We start from the raw sequence: 14779 nt of genomic DNA on the forward strand, positions 1-14779 counted from the left end.
CCAACTCTATACAACTAGTTACTTGCAATGCCCGTTGATTACCGCAAAAGCGTCCTTTTATTGATCCTGTTGATCGGATCGGTAGCCGCGCTATACGGTTGGACTTCGGATGCGGAACACACACAAACAACTCAAAAGGAGCTGGATAGCCTTCGTTACATGCTCGGCGAATCACTCTTTTTTGACAAAAGACTTTCGGTGACGGGCACAAAGAGCTGCGCCACTTGCCATAATCCCGAACTGGCCTTTACCGACGGCTACCGGAAATCTCCGGGCGCATTGGCCGATCTGCATTTCCGCAATACGCCTACGCTCCTGAACGTTTCCCGGCAGAATTACCTGAATTGGGCCAATCCGGACGTAGTTTCCCTGACCGACCAGATGGACGGCCCGCTCTTTGGCACACAACCTATTGAAATGGGACTGGCCAAAAAGGATACGGCCATTCTCACCAAACTTTCATCCAATCCTTCCTACGCCAGCGCCTTGCAGGCTTTGTTTCCGCAACCGGGTGGTCACCGGTTGAACTGGGAAGAAGTGAAGGCTTTACTGGCTGTTTATGTACGCACACTCAATTCTTTTGCTTCGCCTTATGACCTGTACAAAACAGGGGATAGGAATGCGATTTCTTCATCGGCCAGGGCTGGTGAGCAATTGTTCTTTTCCGCCGCTTATGGTTGCTCGAACTGTCACCGGCCACCCACATTCGGAGCCGATTCGACCATGCCGATGCAGGAGCAGTTCGCCAATGTGGGGCTCTATAATCATGGTGATGGTAATTATCCTGCCGAAGATCAGGGTTTGTACCAGGTCACGAGGCGAGTTGAGGATAAGGGTAAATTCAAAATACCCACTTTGAGAAACCTGCAATACACGGTGCCCTATTTTCACGACGGCAGTGCGGCCGACCTTGGCGAGGCATTAGCCGTTTTCGAGCAGGGCGGGAGGAATGTTACTTACGGCCCCTGGCAGGGAGACGGCAGAAAAAACTCGTTCAAGCATGCATTGATCCGCCCTGTTAAAATGAATACGCAGGAAAAACAGGCGCTGCTTGATTTTTTACAAAGTCTCAACGATACCATTACATATTCCCCTAAACGCTTAGCTATACCTCATGAGGAGATTTCAGGCATGTTTTAATAGGTTAACCATTGGCATTACCCTTCTGATAGTAATCGCGCTTCTCAGTTGTTCCGACGGTAAAAAGCGGCTCGCTGCTACGGCAACGGACGAATACGAAAAGACCTCCGAACTGATCGAAAATGCCGATTCCTCAGCGATGGGAATCATTGAATTGGTTAAATATAAGAACCTGATCGATAGTGCATTGAAAGCCAGGACGCCGATTGTTCCATTACAGCGCGCATTGAGCGGAGAGGAGCAGTCGGCTCAGGATATCAGCATGGGCGATGCTACATTTTTGCAGTTTGTGAGGGATAGCACGGGGAGAGCTTACCGGAACGAGATCTTCGGAATTTACCCCGCACGCGAAAGTGACCTCACCACCGCCCACAAATCCATTTTGCAGCAAGGCCCGTGCTACCGGGTGGAGATGTATAATTTTGCCAAAAACATTACTTCCATCGCGCTCGTGTCGGTGAGGCAGGCGAGGGTGTTCCAGGCGGCGCATTATGTGGCCATGCAGCCCGAACTTCCCGCGCATTTGAGAAACCTGGCCGTCAAGCTGGCTGTCGCAAACGGCAATGTACAAAAGGCGCTCGGCGTCCGGCCGGATGAAAAAGATGCATTGATGGCCGACACCAAAACGGCATTGAACCAGAGCCGTTGCGAGCGTAGCAAGCACCTCTGCGTGGCGCCGACATTCGCGCGCGACAAAAAAGCATTATGGACGATTGTGGACCTCACCGATCTGCGGGTCGCCGGGCTAAGGTGGACCAACCTCGGTGATACGCCGGTAGTGACGACCACTTTCGCATCCGAGCGCCGTGTGCAGAACGAGGCGATTACGAATTGTTTTTGCAAAACCGAGGTTGGCCTTGAACGCAACAACTGGTCGCTGAACTACATGATCACCAGCAACGACGGCCTGCGGATTTCGGATGTGGTTTTTAAAGGAAAAAAAGTGCTGGATAATGCCAAACTGGTCGACTGGCACGTCAGTTACAGCAATACCGACGGTTTTGGTTACAGCGACGCGGTAGGCTGTCCCTATTTCAGCTCCGCTACCGTGGTGGCCGTCGAGGCACCGAAAATCGCCGACCTGATCCGGCAAGGCAAGCGCGTCGGATTTGTGATTGAACAATATTACCGGAGCGAAGGATGGCCGTCGCCCTGCAACTATGAATATTTCCAGCGGTACGAATTCTATGACGACGGGCGGTTCCGGGTCGCTGCGGCAAATATCGGCCGGGGATGCGGCAACGACGGGACTTACCGGCCGGTGTTCCGAATAGCGCTGGCTGGCAAAACCAATCCTGTTGCCGAATGGGACGGCGAGGCGTACCGTACCGTGGCGCAAGAAGGGTGGCGCCTGCAAGGACCGGCCACCCGCTATGCCGACGGTGCGATGTTCCGCATCGGGGGCGACAACTCGTCGTTCCGGCTGGTACCGGGCAACGGGCAGTTTGCCGACGGCGGCCGGGGAGACCATGCCTATATTTACTTTACCGTCAACAAACCCGGTGTCGACGAAGGCGCCAGCGACCTGCCTACGATCGGCCCGTGCTGCAACATCGATTACCGGCAAGGGCCGGAAAAGTTTATCGAGCCTGGCCCGGAAGCGCTTGCCAATCAGCGGGTGGTGATCTGGTACGTCCCGCAAATGAAAAATGACGATACAAAAGGGAAGGAATACTGCTGGGCGGAGGCGCGTCTGGTGAACGGCGTTTATCAAACTGAGGCCTATCCGTGCATTGCCGGCCCTATGTTCATCCCTGAATAGATTTTTATATAAAATGAAAGGATTTTTACTGGTAACTGCCTCGCTGCTCGTGCTGGCAGGCGCGGGATGCCGCAAAAATGAGACGGCGGTTAACGAGACCGGCATTACCGTCATCGCCGAATGCAAAGGAGCACCCGGGTACCTGACCCAGGCCGGTTTCATCCCGGGCAAGCCATTTGGATTCAGCGTGGCCGAGAAAGGCACCACGGGTTTATCGCTGGTTCAGTTCCCGGGGCCGGGCGTTCCTTACAAGCAGTTTCGGTTGCCCGGCTGGGACATTGCCGGCCACCTCGGCGCGGTGGTAACAGATAAAAGCGGCAACAGCTACCTCATTCCCCGGCCGTTTATCAATACATTAAAAAACGACCCGGTGAAACAAAATACGATCTACAAGGTCGACAGCGAAACCGGTAAAATGACTGCCTACATCGAGCTTCCTTCCGAAAAACAGCCGCATGCGGGAAACCCTTACGGCCTGCTGGGGTTGATGTTCGATTGTGAAAATGACCTGCTATATGCTTCCTCGGTGGCAGGTAGCGGCCTCGATGCGGAAACCGGGAGCATCTACGCCATCCGTACCTACGGGGAACCGAAGGTACTGGCGACGCTCGCCGGTGTGGAGGCGATGGGCATCGGACTCTGCTACCTGGACGGCAAGAAAGTGCTGTTCTTCGGAAAAGCGCGCGGCAGCGAAGTGTACGGCATTGCATTGAACGCAGACGGAAGTTTCGAAGGCGAACCGCTCAAAGTATTGTCTCTGGAAAAATTGGGCGACCGCGGCGATGACAAGCCCCGGAAGATACGCTTCGATGCCCGGGGTAATATGCATGTAAGCGGCATCGTCTTTAATTTTAACCTGGCCAATTCCGCCGACAAGCAGGAGAATATCTACACATTTCAATATGACCCGGCAAGCAAACAATGGCGGCTTTTGAATGTCAGGAAAGGGATTCTTTGAAAGTACGTTCGATTTTACAAGTTTATTTCCACCGAAATCACAGCGGTCCTTCCATCTGATGGCCAGATGCCGGGGAATATTGCCTCGGAGCGCAGGCCTGGCCAGGTGAAAATCTAAAATCAGACAGGAAAAGGGTCCACCTCGGGGTAAAATTGGCATTCAAAATGTCGGCTCGTCGGGGTTTAGATTTTTAATGTATTCTTTCCGGTAGTTGCCCGGACTCCGGCCCATGTGGGCCCTGAATGTCTTGTAAAAGAACGCCATATCGGTAAAACCCGAATCGAAGCAAATTTCGGCTACCGTTTTATTGGTGGACAGCAGCTGTTGCCTTGCGTATTTGAGCCGGTAGGCCATCACAGCCTCGGTAGCCGTTCTGCCGGTGGTTTTCTTGTAATATTTACAAAATGCGTTGGTCGACATCCGTGCCAGACCGGCGATTTCCTGTAAGGTTACCTTGGTGCGAAAATTATCGATGATGAATCCTTGCACCGCGTTTAGCCGGTGATAATGGTGCAATGCAGCGCTGGAAACCACCAATTCGTCGTTTAACAGCGTTCGGTTTTGTGACGCCGCGAGAATATCAAGCACTTCCAATAGCAGGATAAGCTTTTTATAGGGTGTGCCCGCCGACGCCATATCGAGCATATGGTCGATAACCTGCTGGTTTTCCGGGCCACTGAAATGGATGCCTTGCTGGCTCGTAAGCAGAAGGTGTACAATATGCCAGGCCTGATGCTTTTCAAAGAAACCGTCCCCGAAAAGGCTTTTGTCAAATTGCACGACGACGGACCGCGCATTGATGGTTTCGCCGCGGCTGGTGTTTTTCCAGCAATGGGGGAGGTTGGGACCAATGAGTACAAGGTCATTGGTCCCGTAGGCCGACATATTATTACCAACAAACCTGTTTCCTTCCCCTTTCAGGATCGCGGTAAGTTCGATTTCCGGGTGAAAATGGTACGGCGAGTGGAATTCATCCTGCTCAAATATCCTGACAAGCAGGGTGTTTTCACTTTGGCATGAGAGTGGTTCTAATGTCGGCTTTACCATTACCGGTTGCGTGTTTTCAAGTAAACGATTCAATGAGCATGCGTGTGCTCTTTTGTATAGGATTCTGTTTTTGATTGCTTAATCAGTTTTGTCAGCAGACTGATCTCATCGCTATCATAGGCTTTGAAGTCACCGTGATAAAGGTCGTGCTGCCATACCTTTTGCTCGGGATCGCCCGGCCGGTGGCCCCAGGGAAGTTCCGTCTGGGTTTTGCCGTTCACCAGTCCCCATAATGTGCACCCGATCTTGTTTTCGTAAAACACGTCGAGCACATCCGGTATGGTTGATTTGAACGGCCTGTTCATCCACTCGGTATTGATCAGCGGCCGTTTAAATTTTTTGTATTTATCAATCGTTTTCAGCAAAGTTTCGCGGTTGCCGTATTCGTGAAAAGTGATCACATCCGAATGCGCGGTAATAATATCATTTAATCTCTGGTTATTGTCAAACGCTCCGATCGACAGCGGCTGCGAAGGATTGATCTCACGTGCCCAGGAAATTACTTTTTTAAGTAGTGGCAGGGTAGTGGTACCCAGTCCGCCATTGGTAGGTTCGTTGTACAAATCCCACAATATTACGCGTTTATCATCCTTAAACCGACTGATGACGGCCTTTACATACTTTTCAAGCTTTGGATAGGTGGTCGTGTCCGTCACCATGCTGTGGCCCGGACTCGGCGACCATGCCCAGGCGTACCACCCCTTCAAAGGCTCTGGCTGCTTGCCCACTTTGGGATCGGGCGTGATACCGAAAGAGCAATCGTCAAACAATGCGGGCATAAACTTAATGTGATGCTTTTCGCAAATCTTCATAAAGCCATCCAGTGTCTTGAGAAAATATTGTGGATCGTCCTCATAAACGGCATATTGTAAAACCACGCGCAACGTGTTCATGCCGCTCTGCTCCGCCAGCGCAAGCTCCCGGTCGATAGCCGCCGGATCGTAAGTCGTTTTGTCCCACATCGCCGTGTAGTTAATCGCGTAGGCAGGAATGTAGTTAAATCCGCAAAGCCAGGGCTGCTTATTGTACCATTCCCAGATGCGCTCTTCCGTCCATTTATTGGCTGTATTTTGGCTGTAACCGAAAACAGAAGCCATTAGCAGCAGGGCAAGCAAAGCAAGTCGTATTCTTATCATGTCAGATTGAAATAATGTTTTTGTTTGATTCCTTATAATACCAGTGGGTTCAGGCGCGACGCGGCGATGCTGCCTGGTTCCAAACCATCCAGCCAGCGCTGGCGGTCATTGTGCTGATGCTTGTTTCTCGGCTCGGTTACACGGGCGCCGTCCGCAAAGAAAATCACGGTCATAACTTCACGGGTGACGGCGGAATTATTGCCGGGAGCCGCGTGCAATGTCCAGCCGTAATGCCAGGTTGCGTCCCCGGCTTTCATCGCGCTGGCCCGGGTTACGGGATACCCTTTTTCCCGGATGTACTTTTGCAAGGCAGTTTCTGATTCGTCGGAAATGGGAATGTCCCCGGCAAAACCGTCGTGGTGCGATCCGGATGCGAACGTCAGCATACCCATATCTTCGGTGATATCGATGAGCGGCATCCACATGGTAATGGTGTTATTGGTGTCCAGCGGCCAGTAGTACTGGTCCTGGTGCCAGGGGGTGAAGCCTCCGCCGGGCTCTTTAAACAAGGCCTGATCGTGGTAAATGCGTACATTATCGACGCCAAGCAGTTCGGCGGCGATACGGCCGAAACGTTCTGCCAGCGTAAAACACCGAACCTCCTCATCGTTTTCCCAAAGGTTCATGACTTGAAGAAAGGCTTTACCATAGGTATCACGGTCTTCGAGCTTGCGTTGCTCCGTATTGTAGCGGTAAGCAGCGTCGTTGATCACCTTCCGGAAGTGTTCGATTTCAATGGGGGACAGGACTCCTTCAATAAGCGTGTGCCCAAGATTTCTGAAACTGCTTGACTGTTCCAGGCTGACGCGCGGTGCGCTGTCGGGTTGCAGGATGTTTGATACAGACATAAACACGGGATTTGACAGATTTTTACTGGGTCAAAACAAGTCAATAAAAATGCGCCGTGTTTAGGGTTGCATTGGCTAAAACATAGTGTATTTTATCCATTTGAGGTAAACATCCATACTATTTCGCTCAATCGCGGGCATTTCAAGCTAAATTAGATCGAACGACAGGTATTTTTGTCAACGCCCGATGGCAGCGGGATACGCCTGCCATCAGGCGTTTGACGAAAAATGAAGTACAATTTGCTTAACTTGGTGTGTTCGTGAAGTATAATACTTGATTCGACCTTGAAATTTATGAAAGTCCAAAGTACGATCTATGCGATGATCATCACATTGATGTACGCGATCGGGCCGGCTTTTTCACAACCCTTTGGGACGACCGCCAAACATATTGATTTTCAAGTATTAAAATTCAAGCCAGCTATCGGGGACACTGTCGCATACGAGTATGGGTTTTTAAAGGTTCCGGAAAATCGCAATGCTCCTGAGACGCGTAGCATCGAGCTCGCTGTATTAAGGTTAAAGGCCAAAAGTCCAACCAGCCGCTCCCCAATCCTGTTCTTGTCTGGTGGACCGGGCCAGTCTGGGATCAGTTATATTCAGGAAGAATATTTTCAATCACTTATTTTCAACCTTCAGCAGGATCATGACATTATTCTGTTGGATCAGCGCGGCGCAGGCAGATCTACCCCCAGTTTGGAATTCCCGTTGCCGGCGGCTGATAACAAGCTTATTTTCCTGAATGAAAAACGGGCGATCAAGCTTCACAATGAGGCTGCTGCGGTCGGATTCGCTGATTTCAAAAAAAGGGGAATCGATATCAAAGGTTACAACACCGTTCAAAATGCCGAAGACCTGAATGACTTGCGGGTTGCATTGAAAATCGAGAAAGTAAACTTGCTTGCTTACAGTTACGGCACACATCTTGGACTTGCCCTTGCACGATTACACGCTTCCTCGATTGACCAGATGGTCCTCATCGGAACGTCGGGGCCTAATCATATGCATCACCTGCCGTTCAGTTACGATAAACAATTGATGCGTATTTCCGCTTTGGCGGCTCAGGATTCTGTAATCAAAGATCAAGTGCCCGATATGATCTTACTTTTGAAAAGTCAGTTGAAAAAACTTGCGGCAAATCCTGTTGTCCTTCCAGTTAAAGACCAGAGATTCAAAAGAGTTGTGCATGTTCCAATAGGGAAATTTGGGCTTCAGTTGATCCTTAGGTTAGACACTGGCGACAGCAATGACTTTGTTTATTTCCCGGCCATGTTGTATGGAATGGAGCACGGGGACTACCGGATACTGCAACGGTACGTCGAGAGGCGTTACAATCAGTTTAACGGAGGATACGGTTCAGGAATATCTGCAATGCGCCAGGCATCGGGAGCGACAGCCGACAGGTACGCCGAAATCATTGATCAGGGGAAGACTGCGATCCTGGGAAACAGCATTAATACTCCGGACATCTATGGCGGCTGGCAAAATATTGATCTTGGAGACCCTTTTCGAACATTATTCAAATGCAATCTGCCAACCTTGTTCATCAGCGGCACACTTGATAGCAATACTCCTGTTTCCAATGTTGAAGAGTTGCTCCCGTGGTTCTCACAGGCGCGTCAGCTAAGCGTGGAAAATGCGGGCCATGAAGACATGCTGTCCAATGCTGAGGTTCAAAATGAGATCATGCGATTTTTTAGAAAAATGGAGCCATTGAAAAGGTCTATCGCGCTTCCCAAGCCCCGTTTCGTTTCGTTCTTTTAATAGTTGACGAAGTTCGAGTAGAAAGGATTTCAACTAAGTCTTATTGAATAGCAGCATTTGGTAACCTGGAATAAGTATGGTGAAATATCTATCGAAAATCAGATTATTGACATTCTTATCGGTCATTTTGCTTTTGACAGCCAAGTGCAAAAAAGACGCGCCGATTCAAGAGATGGATGTGGTATGTGAAGTACAAGATCCAATCTGGAATTTAAAATGGCTTAATGCAGAATTTAAGCAGTTTATAGGTGGGCCGGAAGTTAATGGAATTGTTTTGTACGAATACAATGGTGACCAGGTGATTGAAGTCCAGAATAGCCTTTTCAGTTCCACAAACATGCACCAACATCTGTGTAACGGCGTAAAACTCGATTTGCAATCTCCTCAGGCAATTAGCGACTACTATGCCAAACGAAAGGAGGTCAAAATCCTGTACGGAACCAAGTTGTGGCAGTAAGAAATAAGTAAAGATGACCCGGAGGATAATTTTGAAGCGTTTTGGGAATTATTTCGTATAACTATCTGCGTAGCCAACCTTTTATATAACCGAATGGAAGCTCGAAGACTACGTTAAATTTCTCCCAGCACCGATTTGTCAATGCCTGAAATACAGCCAAATCCAGAGCACGCCGCTCAGAAACGCAAGCCCGCCGGTAAGCAATTTGTTTTTAGCTGGCCTGGGGATCTCCTGTACCGACCTGTTTTGACTATACGCTATCCAGCGCTGAGCCATAAAAGGCCACAAATGTGCCAGTAAAAGACAACAATAGACAATTATTATCAGTCCGTACATCGCTTTATCACTTAACATAAGCAAGGGTTTTTGATCTTCGTGAATATCTTAATAATTAGCAATATTATAAATATTTTTAGGACTAAAATTCAATTTAACTTTATGTAAACAAAAAAGCTCATGAACAAATTTACTCCTCTCCGCTCCACCCTTTTTCTGGTCGTAATGTTATTTGCTTTTGCATGCACAGACCATAGTATGCCAAGTCCCCCAACGCTGGAAACGCTTACTACCACGATGAATTGTCATGATCTCTTTACATACAGACTTAATGTTGTCGAAAGCGGGACTATGCCTGTTGTCGAATATGGGATTGTTTATAGCGCAAGTAATCCGCTCAATCCAACCCCGACGGTTGAAAGCAATACAAAAGTGATTTTCACCGATACCTTCACCGACGGCCAAAAAACCAAAGTAGGAAACCCAGATTGCGCTTCCCAAACCTATTACAGGGCCTACGCGATTTTGGACGGCGGGACTGTTGTGTACGGCAACATTATCCATTTCAGCAATGACTGATTGTCAACTCGCACGAGCCGCCGGTTATCGCAGTGACATTGTTACCTGATGCAGGCTCGTCACACACCTGCACACACTATTTTCTATAATTTGCATTTATGTCAAGCTAGGCCGGGTAAATCACTAAGCCTGTCAGTTTTATAAGACAATATCAAATGCATTTGCAACCCTGGCAAATGCCGGTTTTGATAGTGGATAATAAATTTGCCAGGAATATAGACTTTATCATCTTCAACCATGAATACAGCTGACCGCCGGACTAATTATCCTCATCTAACTCACGCCCAGGGAAAATGAGGGACAGAAAATCCAGGAAAATTCATGGTTGTATACTCATCGGCTTCGTCGTTTTATACCTGCTACCATACCTGAAATGTAGCGCGCAGGACGAGCCCGTCCTGTTGACAGATACCATCGCGTTGAAATCCGTGTGGCTTAACAAATCTCCCTGGAAGTTCCATTCCGGGGATAGCTTGCAATGGGCACAACCGGGGTTCAGTGATTCAAGTTGGGTTACACTGAGCGAAACCGGCTTCGGAAGGGATCGGTATAGCAGAGCCCAGGTGCCGCAGGGATGGCAGGGTTTCGGCTGGTTCAGGCTGTGGGTTAAAAAACAAGATGCTTCTTCGACGGGGACCTGGGGGTTGTATCTTAATCATGATGCCGCCTCGGAAGTGTATTTTGATGGAAAGAAAATAGCTTCGCTGGGAAAGGTAGGACATTCAAAACTGGAAATGACGGCAGTCAGGGAACCTTACCAATGCATTCCCCTTGCCATTACCGATACGCTCCCTCATTTGCTGGCGATACGGTACAGCAATTTCCGGGAGTACTACCCCAATTTCGTCGGTTTTGAAAGTAGTATTCAAGATCTGGACACGATGAACCGCTCCCAGAAAGCGGAACGGGAAATCATGGGGACCATGCTGATGAGCGTATCGGTGTCCGCGATCCTGGTGATATTACATCTGCTGATCTATATTTTTTATCCCCGTCAAAAAATCCACTTGTACTATGTGCTGTTTGTGTCGATAGTCGGCCTGGGTTTGTATGCGCGGTATCAGACGTTCGTCGCCACGGACCCGGCCGATCAGGTGCTGGCTACGCGTGTCTTCCTGGCTTTTGTGACATTGCATCTCAGCCTGGGCCTGTTAATGCTCTACCAGGCATGTTATAACCGGCTGCCTCGTCGGAAGACCCTCGTTATGCTCCTGTGCAGCTGGCCGGTGCCCATTATAGCATTTACGGACTGGTATGAATTCTGGAACAACCCCCTCATTGAGAAGCTGCACAACTGGTACCAGGTCATTTTCGTCCTGATTTTTTATACAGATGCATTTGTCGCGATGGTCCGCGCGATTCAAAAAGGTAATAAAAAGCTATGGGTGATCGCGGTTGGCATGGTACTTCTGGTGACGGTCGGCACGGTTGTGGGCAGCAATATGTTCGGCTGGTTCACCACGATCCAGGTGATGATCGCCTTCGCCTGGGGTAACTTGCTCATGCCGGTCATGTTTTCGATCTATCTGGCGATAGACGTGGCCGCCGCCAACCGTAACCTAGCCGTTCAGCTGGATTTAAATGAAAAACTGGCTTCCGAGAACCTTGCCAAAGAACAGGAAAAGAGCAGGCTGATCGCCGGGCAAGCGGACCGGTTGGAAAAAACGGTGCTGGAAAGAACCGCGCAGGTGCGCCAGCAGGCTGAAAAGCTGCGCGAAATGGACGCTGTCAAATCGCGGTTTTTCGTTAACCTGACCCATGAATTCAAAACACCGCTCAACCTGATCATCAATCCGGCTAAGGAATTGTTGCGCCAGAGCAAAGAGGCCGTCCCGCAACGATACGCCCAATTTATCCTGCAAAACAGCGAAAGGCTACTCCAACTCATCAATCAGTTGCTGGATTTGAGCAAGCTCGAAAGCGGGCAGCTCCGCGCGGACGTGCAGTCGGTGGAGCTGGTTCAGTGGCTGTCGGCCTACGTACAACAGCACAATTCCCTCGCCGAGCACAGAAATATAAGGCTGCATTTTTCTTGCGATCACGCCCGTATGTGGGTGCAGACCGATTTGGACAAAATCAAAAAGATGGTCCAAAACCTGTTGTCCAATGCGATCAAATTTTCTAATGACGACAGTGAAATAGTCATCGTTCTTGACAAGACAGGGACAAAGGAGTTCACGATTTCAGTCACAGATCACGGGATAGGTATCCCGGCAGGAAAGTTACCCTTCATTTTCGACCGGTTTTACCAGGTGGATGGATCGGACAGCCGTAGTCGCGAAGGCGCCGGGATCGGACTTGCACTCACCAAAGAATTGGCCGTACTGCTTAACGGGACAATTACAGTGAATTCCGTTAGCGGAGAGGGAAGTACCTTCATTTTGACGCTGCCCTACATTGAATCAACCGGGAAGATTGAAATACATAACAATGATATGGAGCAGATCGGCCCCGGGCGCGCCGATCAGGAAAGCGACACCCGTGGCCTTCTTCAACCGGAAGCAGCGGAAGACGACCTGCCCCTCATATTGTTGGTGGAAGACAATGCCGATCTGCGGGAGTTTATTACCTTATCCTTTTCCGAAGATTACCGGGTCATTACCGCATCGGACGGTGAAGAAGGCATACGCATGGCACTTGAAAAGATCCCGTCGCTGGTAATCACCGACCTGATGATGCCTAAAAAGGATGGCTACCAGGTGTGCGAAGCATTGAAGAGCGATGAAAGGACGAGCCATATTCCCATTGTAATGCTGACCGCCAAAACAGACACGGATAGCCGCATACAAGGTATCGTTACCGGCGCGGATGCCTATCTGGCCAAACCATTTGATAAACGTGAGCTTGTGGCTGTCATAGAAAACCTGGTGAAGGTCCGCAAGCAGCTCAGAGAGAAGTACGGGCAGCAAGAGGTGTGGCTTACCGGCTTCGAACAGCTTCCGTCGATAGAACAAAAGTTTCTGGACAAGGTCCGCAATGCCATTGCCGACAACATCGAAGACAGCTCGTTTGGCACGGATCAACTGGCCAGTGAAATGGCGCTCAGCCGTACCCAGCTGCACCGCAAATTGAAGCAGCTCATCAATCAAAGTCCCGGTGAAATGATCCGTGTTTTTCGAATGCTGCGGGCGAATGAACTCTTGCAGCAATCCGCGGGTACCGTTGCGGAAGTGGGCTACATGGTGGGCTACGGCAATCCCGCTAACTTCTCAACCAGTTTCACAAAGCATTTCGGCTACCCGCCCAGCGAAGCAGCGAAACGGTTTTAGCAGCCCACAAAGCCACTTCCAGGATCGCACGACGAATTCAAAGTTATTTGCAACACACCCAAATGTCATTGCATGTTGTAAAAGGTAGTTTTGATAAACTTAAAACTGCTCAAAACATGAAATTGACCATTAGACTTTTGGTGCTGCTAGTTGCTTCGTTCGCTTGCCGCAAGAATTCAGGGGAAACCAACCCATCCATTACCGGCGAATGGGATTTGCACTCCACCTACAACGGAAAACCATGGCTATTTACAGCCCGTTTCAAACCGGACGGCGTAATTGACGGCATTGGAAACGGCAAACTCGTTATCAGTATGAAGTACAAGGTGTCCGGTGATACCATTTATTTCTCCGGTGATCCTTCCTGCGTGCAGAATTCGGTAGGAATCTACAAGTTGCACTTTTTTCAGGATTCTGTCAGGTTCGATATCATCGATGACACATGCAGTGTGAGAATTGCCAACACCGATAAATTTCGGCTGGGGCGGGTGGCCTCGGATAGCCGGGCTGGTGAAAGCAGGTAGTAGTAAGGCAATGAAAACTAAACGATTGCTTCCACTTGCCCTATTGATTTTCATCCTTGCCGCGCAAGACGCCTGCCAGGATTCGCGTTCTCTGCCAGCCGATGAAATTGCATTGGGCAAGCAACTTTTTTTCGATCCCATACTATCGTCCACTCGTCAAATCAGCTGTTCAAGTTGCCACCGTCCGGAAAATGCCTTTGCGGACACAACTGCTGTAAGCCTTGGAGTGTTTAAAAGAAAAGGGAAACGCAATACTCCCTCGGTGATGAACCTGGGCGACGCCGCCTTCCTTTTCTGGGATGGGAGGGTAGAAACAATGCAGCAGCAGGCCCTTATTCCTATTGCCAACCGAGATGAAATGGCTTTGCCTGTCGACAGCGCGGTGGGCAGGCTCCGGGCAAATGCATTCTATCAGAGCGCATTTGTTCGGATATACAAGCAGCAGCCTTCCTCGCTATTACTCGCCAGGGCTTTGGCCGCATTTGAATTGTCTTTGGAAACGGGTGACACCCCCTTTGATGACTGGAAGACAAACGACGATTCATCGGCTGTCAGCGAATCCGTAAAGCGGGGCTTTTCGTTGTTTAATGGAAAGGCGAATTGCGTACGATGCCACTTCGGTCGCGACTTTGCCAACACCGAGTTTCGAAACATCGGACTCTTCAATGGCAAAAACCTGAGCGATAGCGGTAGGGCAGCCATCACCAGGAGAAGCGCCGACCTGGGCAAATTCAAGATCGGTCCACTGCGCAATGTGGCCCTGACGGCCCCGTATATGCATAACGGCATGTTTAAAACCCTCCGGGAAGTAATAGACTACTATGACAACCCGGACAAGTTTATACCAGACGCCATCAATCGCGATACCCTGTTGGCAAGACCGATTGGGCTTACCAATCAGGACAAGCAGGACCTGGAAAATTTTCTAAGGTCGCTGACAAGCCAAAGACTTGCTCTGGGAGGCTCACAAAGCAATCAGAAGTAACGGTGACTAACAAACAGGAAGAAAGCAGCAGGGG

The 14779-nt window shown here is 49.7% G+C and carries 12 protein-coding genes; 9 read left to right on the plus strand and 3 right to left on the minus strand.

Annotation, left to right across the window (positions count from 1 at the left end; translation table 11 throughout):
• The first annotated feature begins 27 nt into the window (after positions 1-27).
• Genes BLQ88_RS01445 through BLQ88_RS01455 form a run of 3 tightly spaced genes read left to right on the plus strand, consistent with a single transcriptional unit; the run spans position 28 to position 3860 of the window.
• The gene (locus BLQ88_RS01445; protein WP_090145988.1) at positions 28-1140 is read left to right on the plus strand and encodes a cytochrome-c peroxidase; all 1113 of its coding nucleotides are present in this window, start codon (positions 28-30) and stop codon (positions 1138-1140) included.
• A complete protein-coding gene (locus BLQ88_RS01450) occupies positions 1115-2902 on the plus strand; it encodes a hypothetical protein (protein ID WP_090145990.1) in 1788 nt (595 codons plus the stop codon). Before BLQ88_RS01445 ends, BLQ88_RS01450 begins: the two co-directional genes overlap by 26 nt.
• Positions 2903-2915: 13 nt before the next feature.
• Positions 2916-3860: an NHL repeat-containing protein gene (locus BLQ88_RS01455; protein WP_090145992.1), complete on the plus strand. Its 945-nt coding sequence runs from the start codon at positions 2916-2918 to the stop codon at positions 3858-3860.
• Positions 3861-4019: 159 nt separating this feature from the next.
• Here BLQ88_RS01455 and BLQ88_RS01460 read toward each other — a convergent pair whose 3' ends face one another.
• The 3 genes from BLQ88_RS01460 to BLQ88_RS01470 are packed head-to-tail and all read right to left on the minus strand — an operon-like array spanning position 4020 to position 6891.
• Complete coding sequence (locus tag BLQ88_RS01460; RefSeq protein WP_143016776.1) at positions 4020-4940, minus strand: AraC family transcriptional regulator; 921 nt, start codon at positions 4938-4940, stop codon at positions 4020-4022.
• Positions 4937-6043, minus strand: coding sequence for a cellulase family glycosylhydrolase (locus BLQ88_RS01465; RefSeq protein ID WP_090145996.1), 1107 nt, complete (start codon positions 6041-6043; stop codon positions 4937-4939). The genes BLQ88_RS01460 and BLQ88_RS01465 overlap by 4 nt, the downstream gene beginning before the upstream one ends.
• A 32-nt stretch (positions 6044-6075) precedes the next feature.
• Complete coding sequence (locus BLQ88_RS01470) at positions 6076-6891, minus strand: phytanoyl-CoA dioxygenase family protein (RefSeq protein WP_090145998.1); 816 nt, start codon at positions 6889-6891, stop codon at positions 6076-6078.
• 294 nt (positions 6892-7185) lie between these two features.
• Between BLQ88_RS01470 and BLQ88_RS01475 the strand changes: the two genes are divergently transcribed.
• The 6 genes from BLQ88_RS01475 to BLQ88_RS01505 all read left to right on the plus strand — a co-directional run bounded on the left by BLQ88_RS01475 (position 7186) and on the right by BLQ88_RS01505 (position 14745).
• Positions 7186-8655 (plus strand): alpha/beta fold hydrolase, encoded by a 1470-nt coding sequence (locus BLQ88_RS01475; RefSeq protein ID WP_090146000.1) that lies wholly within the window; start codon positions 7186-7188, stop codon positions 8653-8655.
• A 76-nt stretch (positions 8656-8731) separates the two neighbouring features.
• On the plus strand, positions 8732-9112 hold the full coding sequence (locus BLQ88_RS01480; protein WP_090146002.1) for a hypothetical protein: 381 nt from the start codon (positions 8732-8734) through the stop codon (positions 9110-9112).
• A gap of 456 nt (positions 9113-9568) precedes the next feature.
• On the plus strand, positions 9569-9967 hold the full coding sequence (locus BLQ88_RS36340; protein WP_143016777.1) for a hypothetical protein: 399 nt from the start codon (positions 9569-9571) through the stop codon (positions 9965-9967).
• Positions 9968-10260: 293 nt separating this feature from the next.
• Positions 10261-13236, plus strand: a complete 2976-nt coding sequence (locus BLQ88_RS01495; RefSeq protein WP_090146008.1) for a hybrid sensor histidine kinase/response regulator transcription factor — start codon at positions 10261-10263, stop codon at positions 13234-13236.
• 116 nt (positions 13237-13352) lie between these two features.
• Positions 13353-13760 (plus strand): hypothetical protein, encoded by a 408-nt coding sequence (locus BLQ88_RS01500; protein WP_143016778.1) that lies wholly within the window; start codon positions 13353-13355, stop codon positions 13758-13760.
• A gap of 10 nt (positions 13761-13770) precedes the next feature.
• On the plus strand, positions 13771-14745 hold the full coding sequence (locus BLQ88_RS01505) for a cytochrome-c peroxidase (protein ID WP_143016779.1): 975 nt from the start codon (positions 13771-13773) through the stop codon (positions 14743-14745).
• The last annotated feature ends 34 nt before the right edge of the window (positions 14746-14779 follow it).

Source organism: Dyadobacter soli, assembly GCF_900101885.1.
In the GTDB taxonomy this organism is placed as follows: Bacteria; Bacteroidota; Bacteroidia; order Cytophagales; family Spirosomataceae; genus Dyadobacter; species Dyadobacter soli.

Bases quoted from the DNA above. Each gene is read 5' to 3' on its own strand.
- BLQ88_RS01500 (WP_143016778.1), top strand. From the start codon at position 13,353: ATGAAATTGACCATTAGACTTTTGGTGCTGCTAGTTGCTTCGTTCGCT.
- BLQ88_RS01480 (WP_090146002.1), top strand. From the start codon at position 8,732: ATGGTGAAATATCTATCGAAAATCAGATTATTGACATTCTTATCGGTC.
- BLQ88_RS01450 (WP_090145990.1), top strand. From the start codon at position 1,115: ATGAGGAGATTTCAGGCATGTTTTAATAGGTTAACCATTGGCATTACC.
- BLQ88_RS01495 (WP_090146008.1), top strand. From the start codon at position 10,261: ATGAGGGACAGAAAATCCAGGAAAATTCATGGTTGTATACTCATCGGC.
- BLQ88_RS36340 (WP_143016777.1), top strand. From the start codon at position 9,569: ATGAACAAATTTACTCCTCTCCGCTCCACCCTTTTTCTGGTCGTAATG.
- BLQ88_RS01445 (WP_090145988.1), top strand. From the start codon at position 28: ATGCCCGTTGATTACCGCAAAAGCGTCCTTTTATTGATCCTGTTGATC.
- BLQ88_RS01465 (WP_090145996.1), bottom strand. From the start codon at position 6,043: ATGATAAGAATACGACTTGCTTTGCTTGCCCTGCTGCTAATGGCTTCT.
- BLQ88_RS01470 (WP_090145998.1), bottom strand. From the start codon at position 6,891: ATGTCTGTATCAAACATCCTGCAACCCGACAGCGCACCGCGCGTCAGC.
- BLQ88_RS01455 (WP_090145992.1), top strand. From the start codon at position 2,916: ATGAAAGGATTTTTACTGGTAACTGCCTCGCTGCTCGTGCTGGCAGGC.
- BLQ88_RS01475 (WP_090146000.1), top strand. From the start codon at position 7,186: ATGAAAGTCCAAAGTACGATCTATGCGATGATCATCACATTGATGTAC.
- BLQ88_RS01505 (WP_143016779.1), top strand. From the start codon at position 13,771: ATGAAAACTAAACGATTGCTTCCACTTGCCCTATTGATTTTCATCCTT.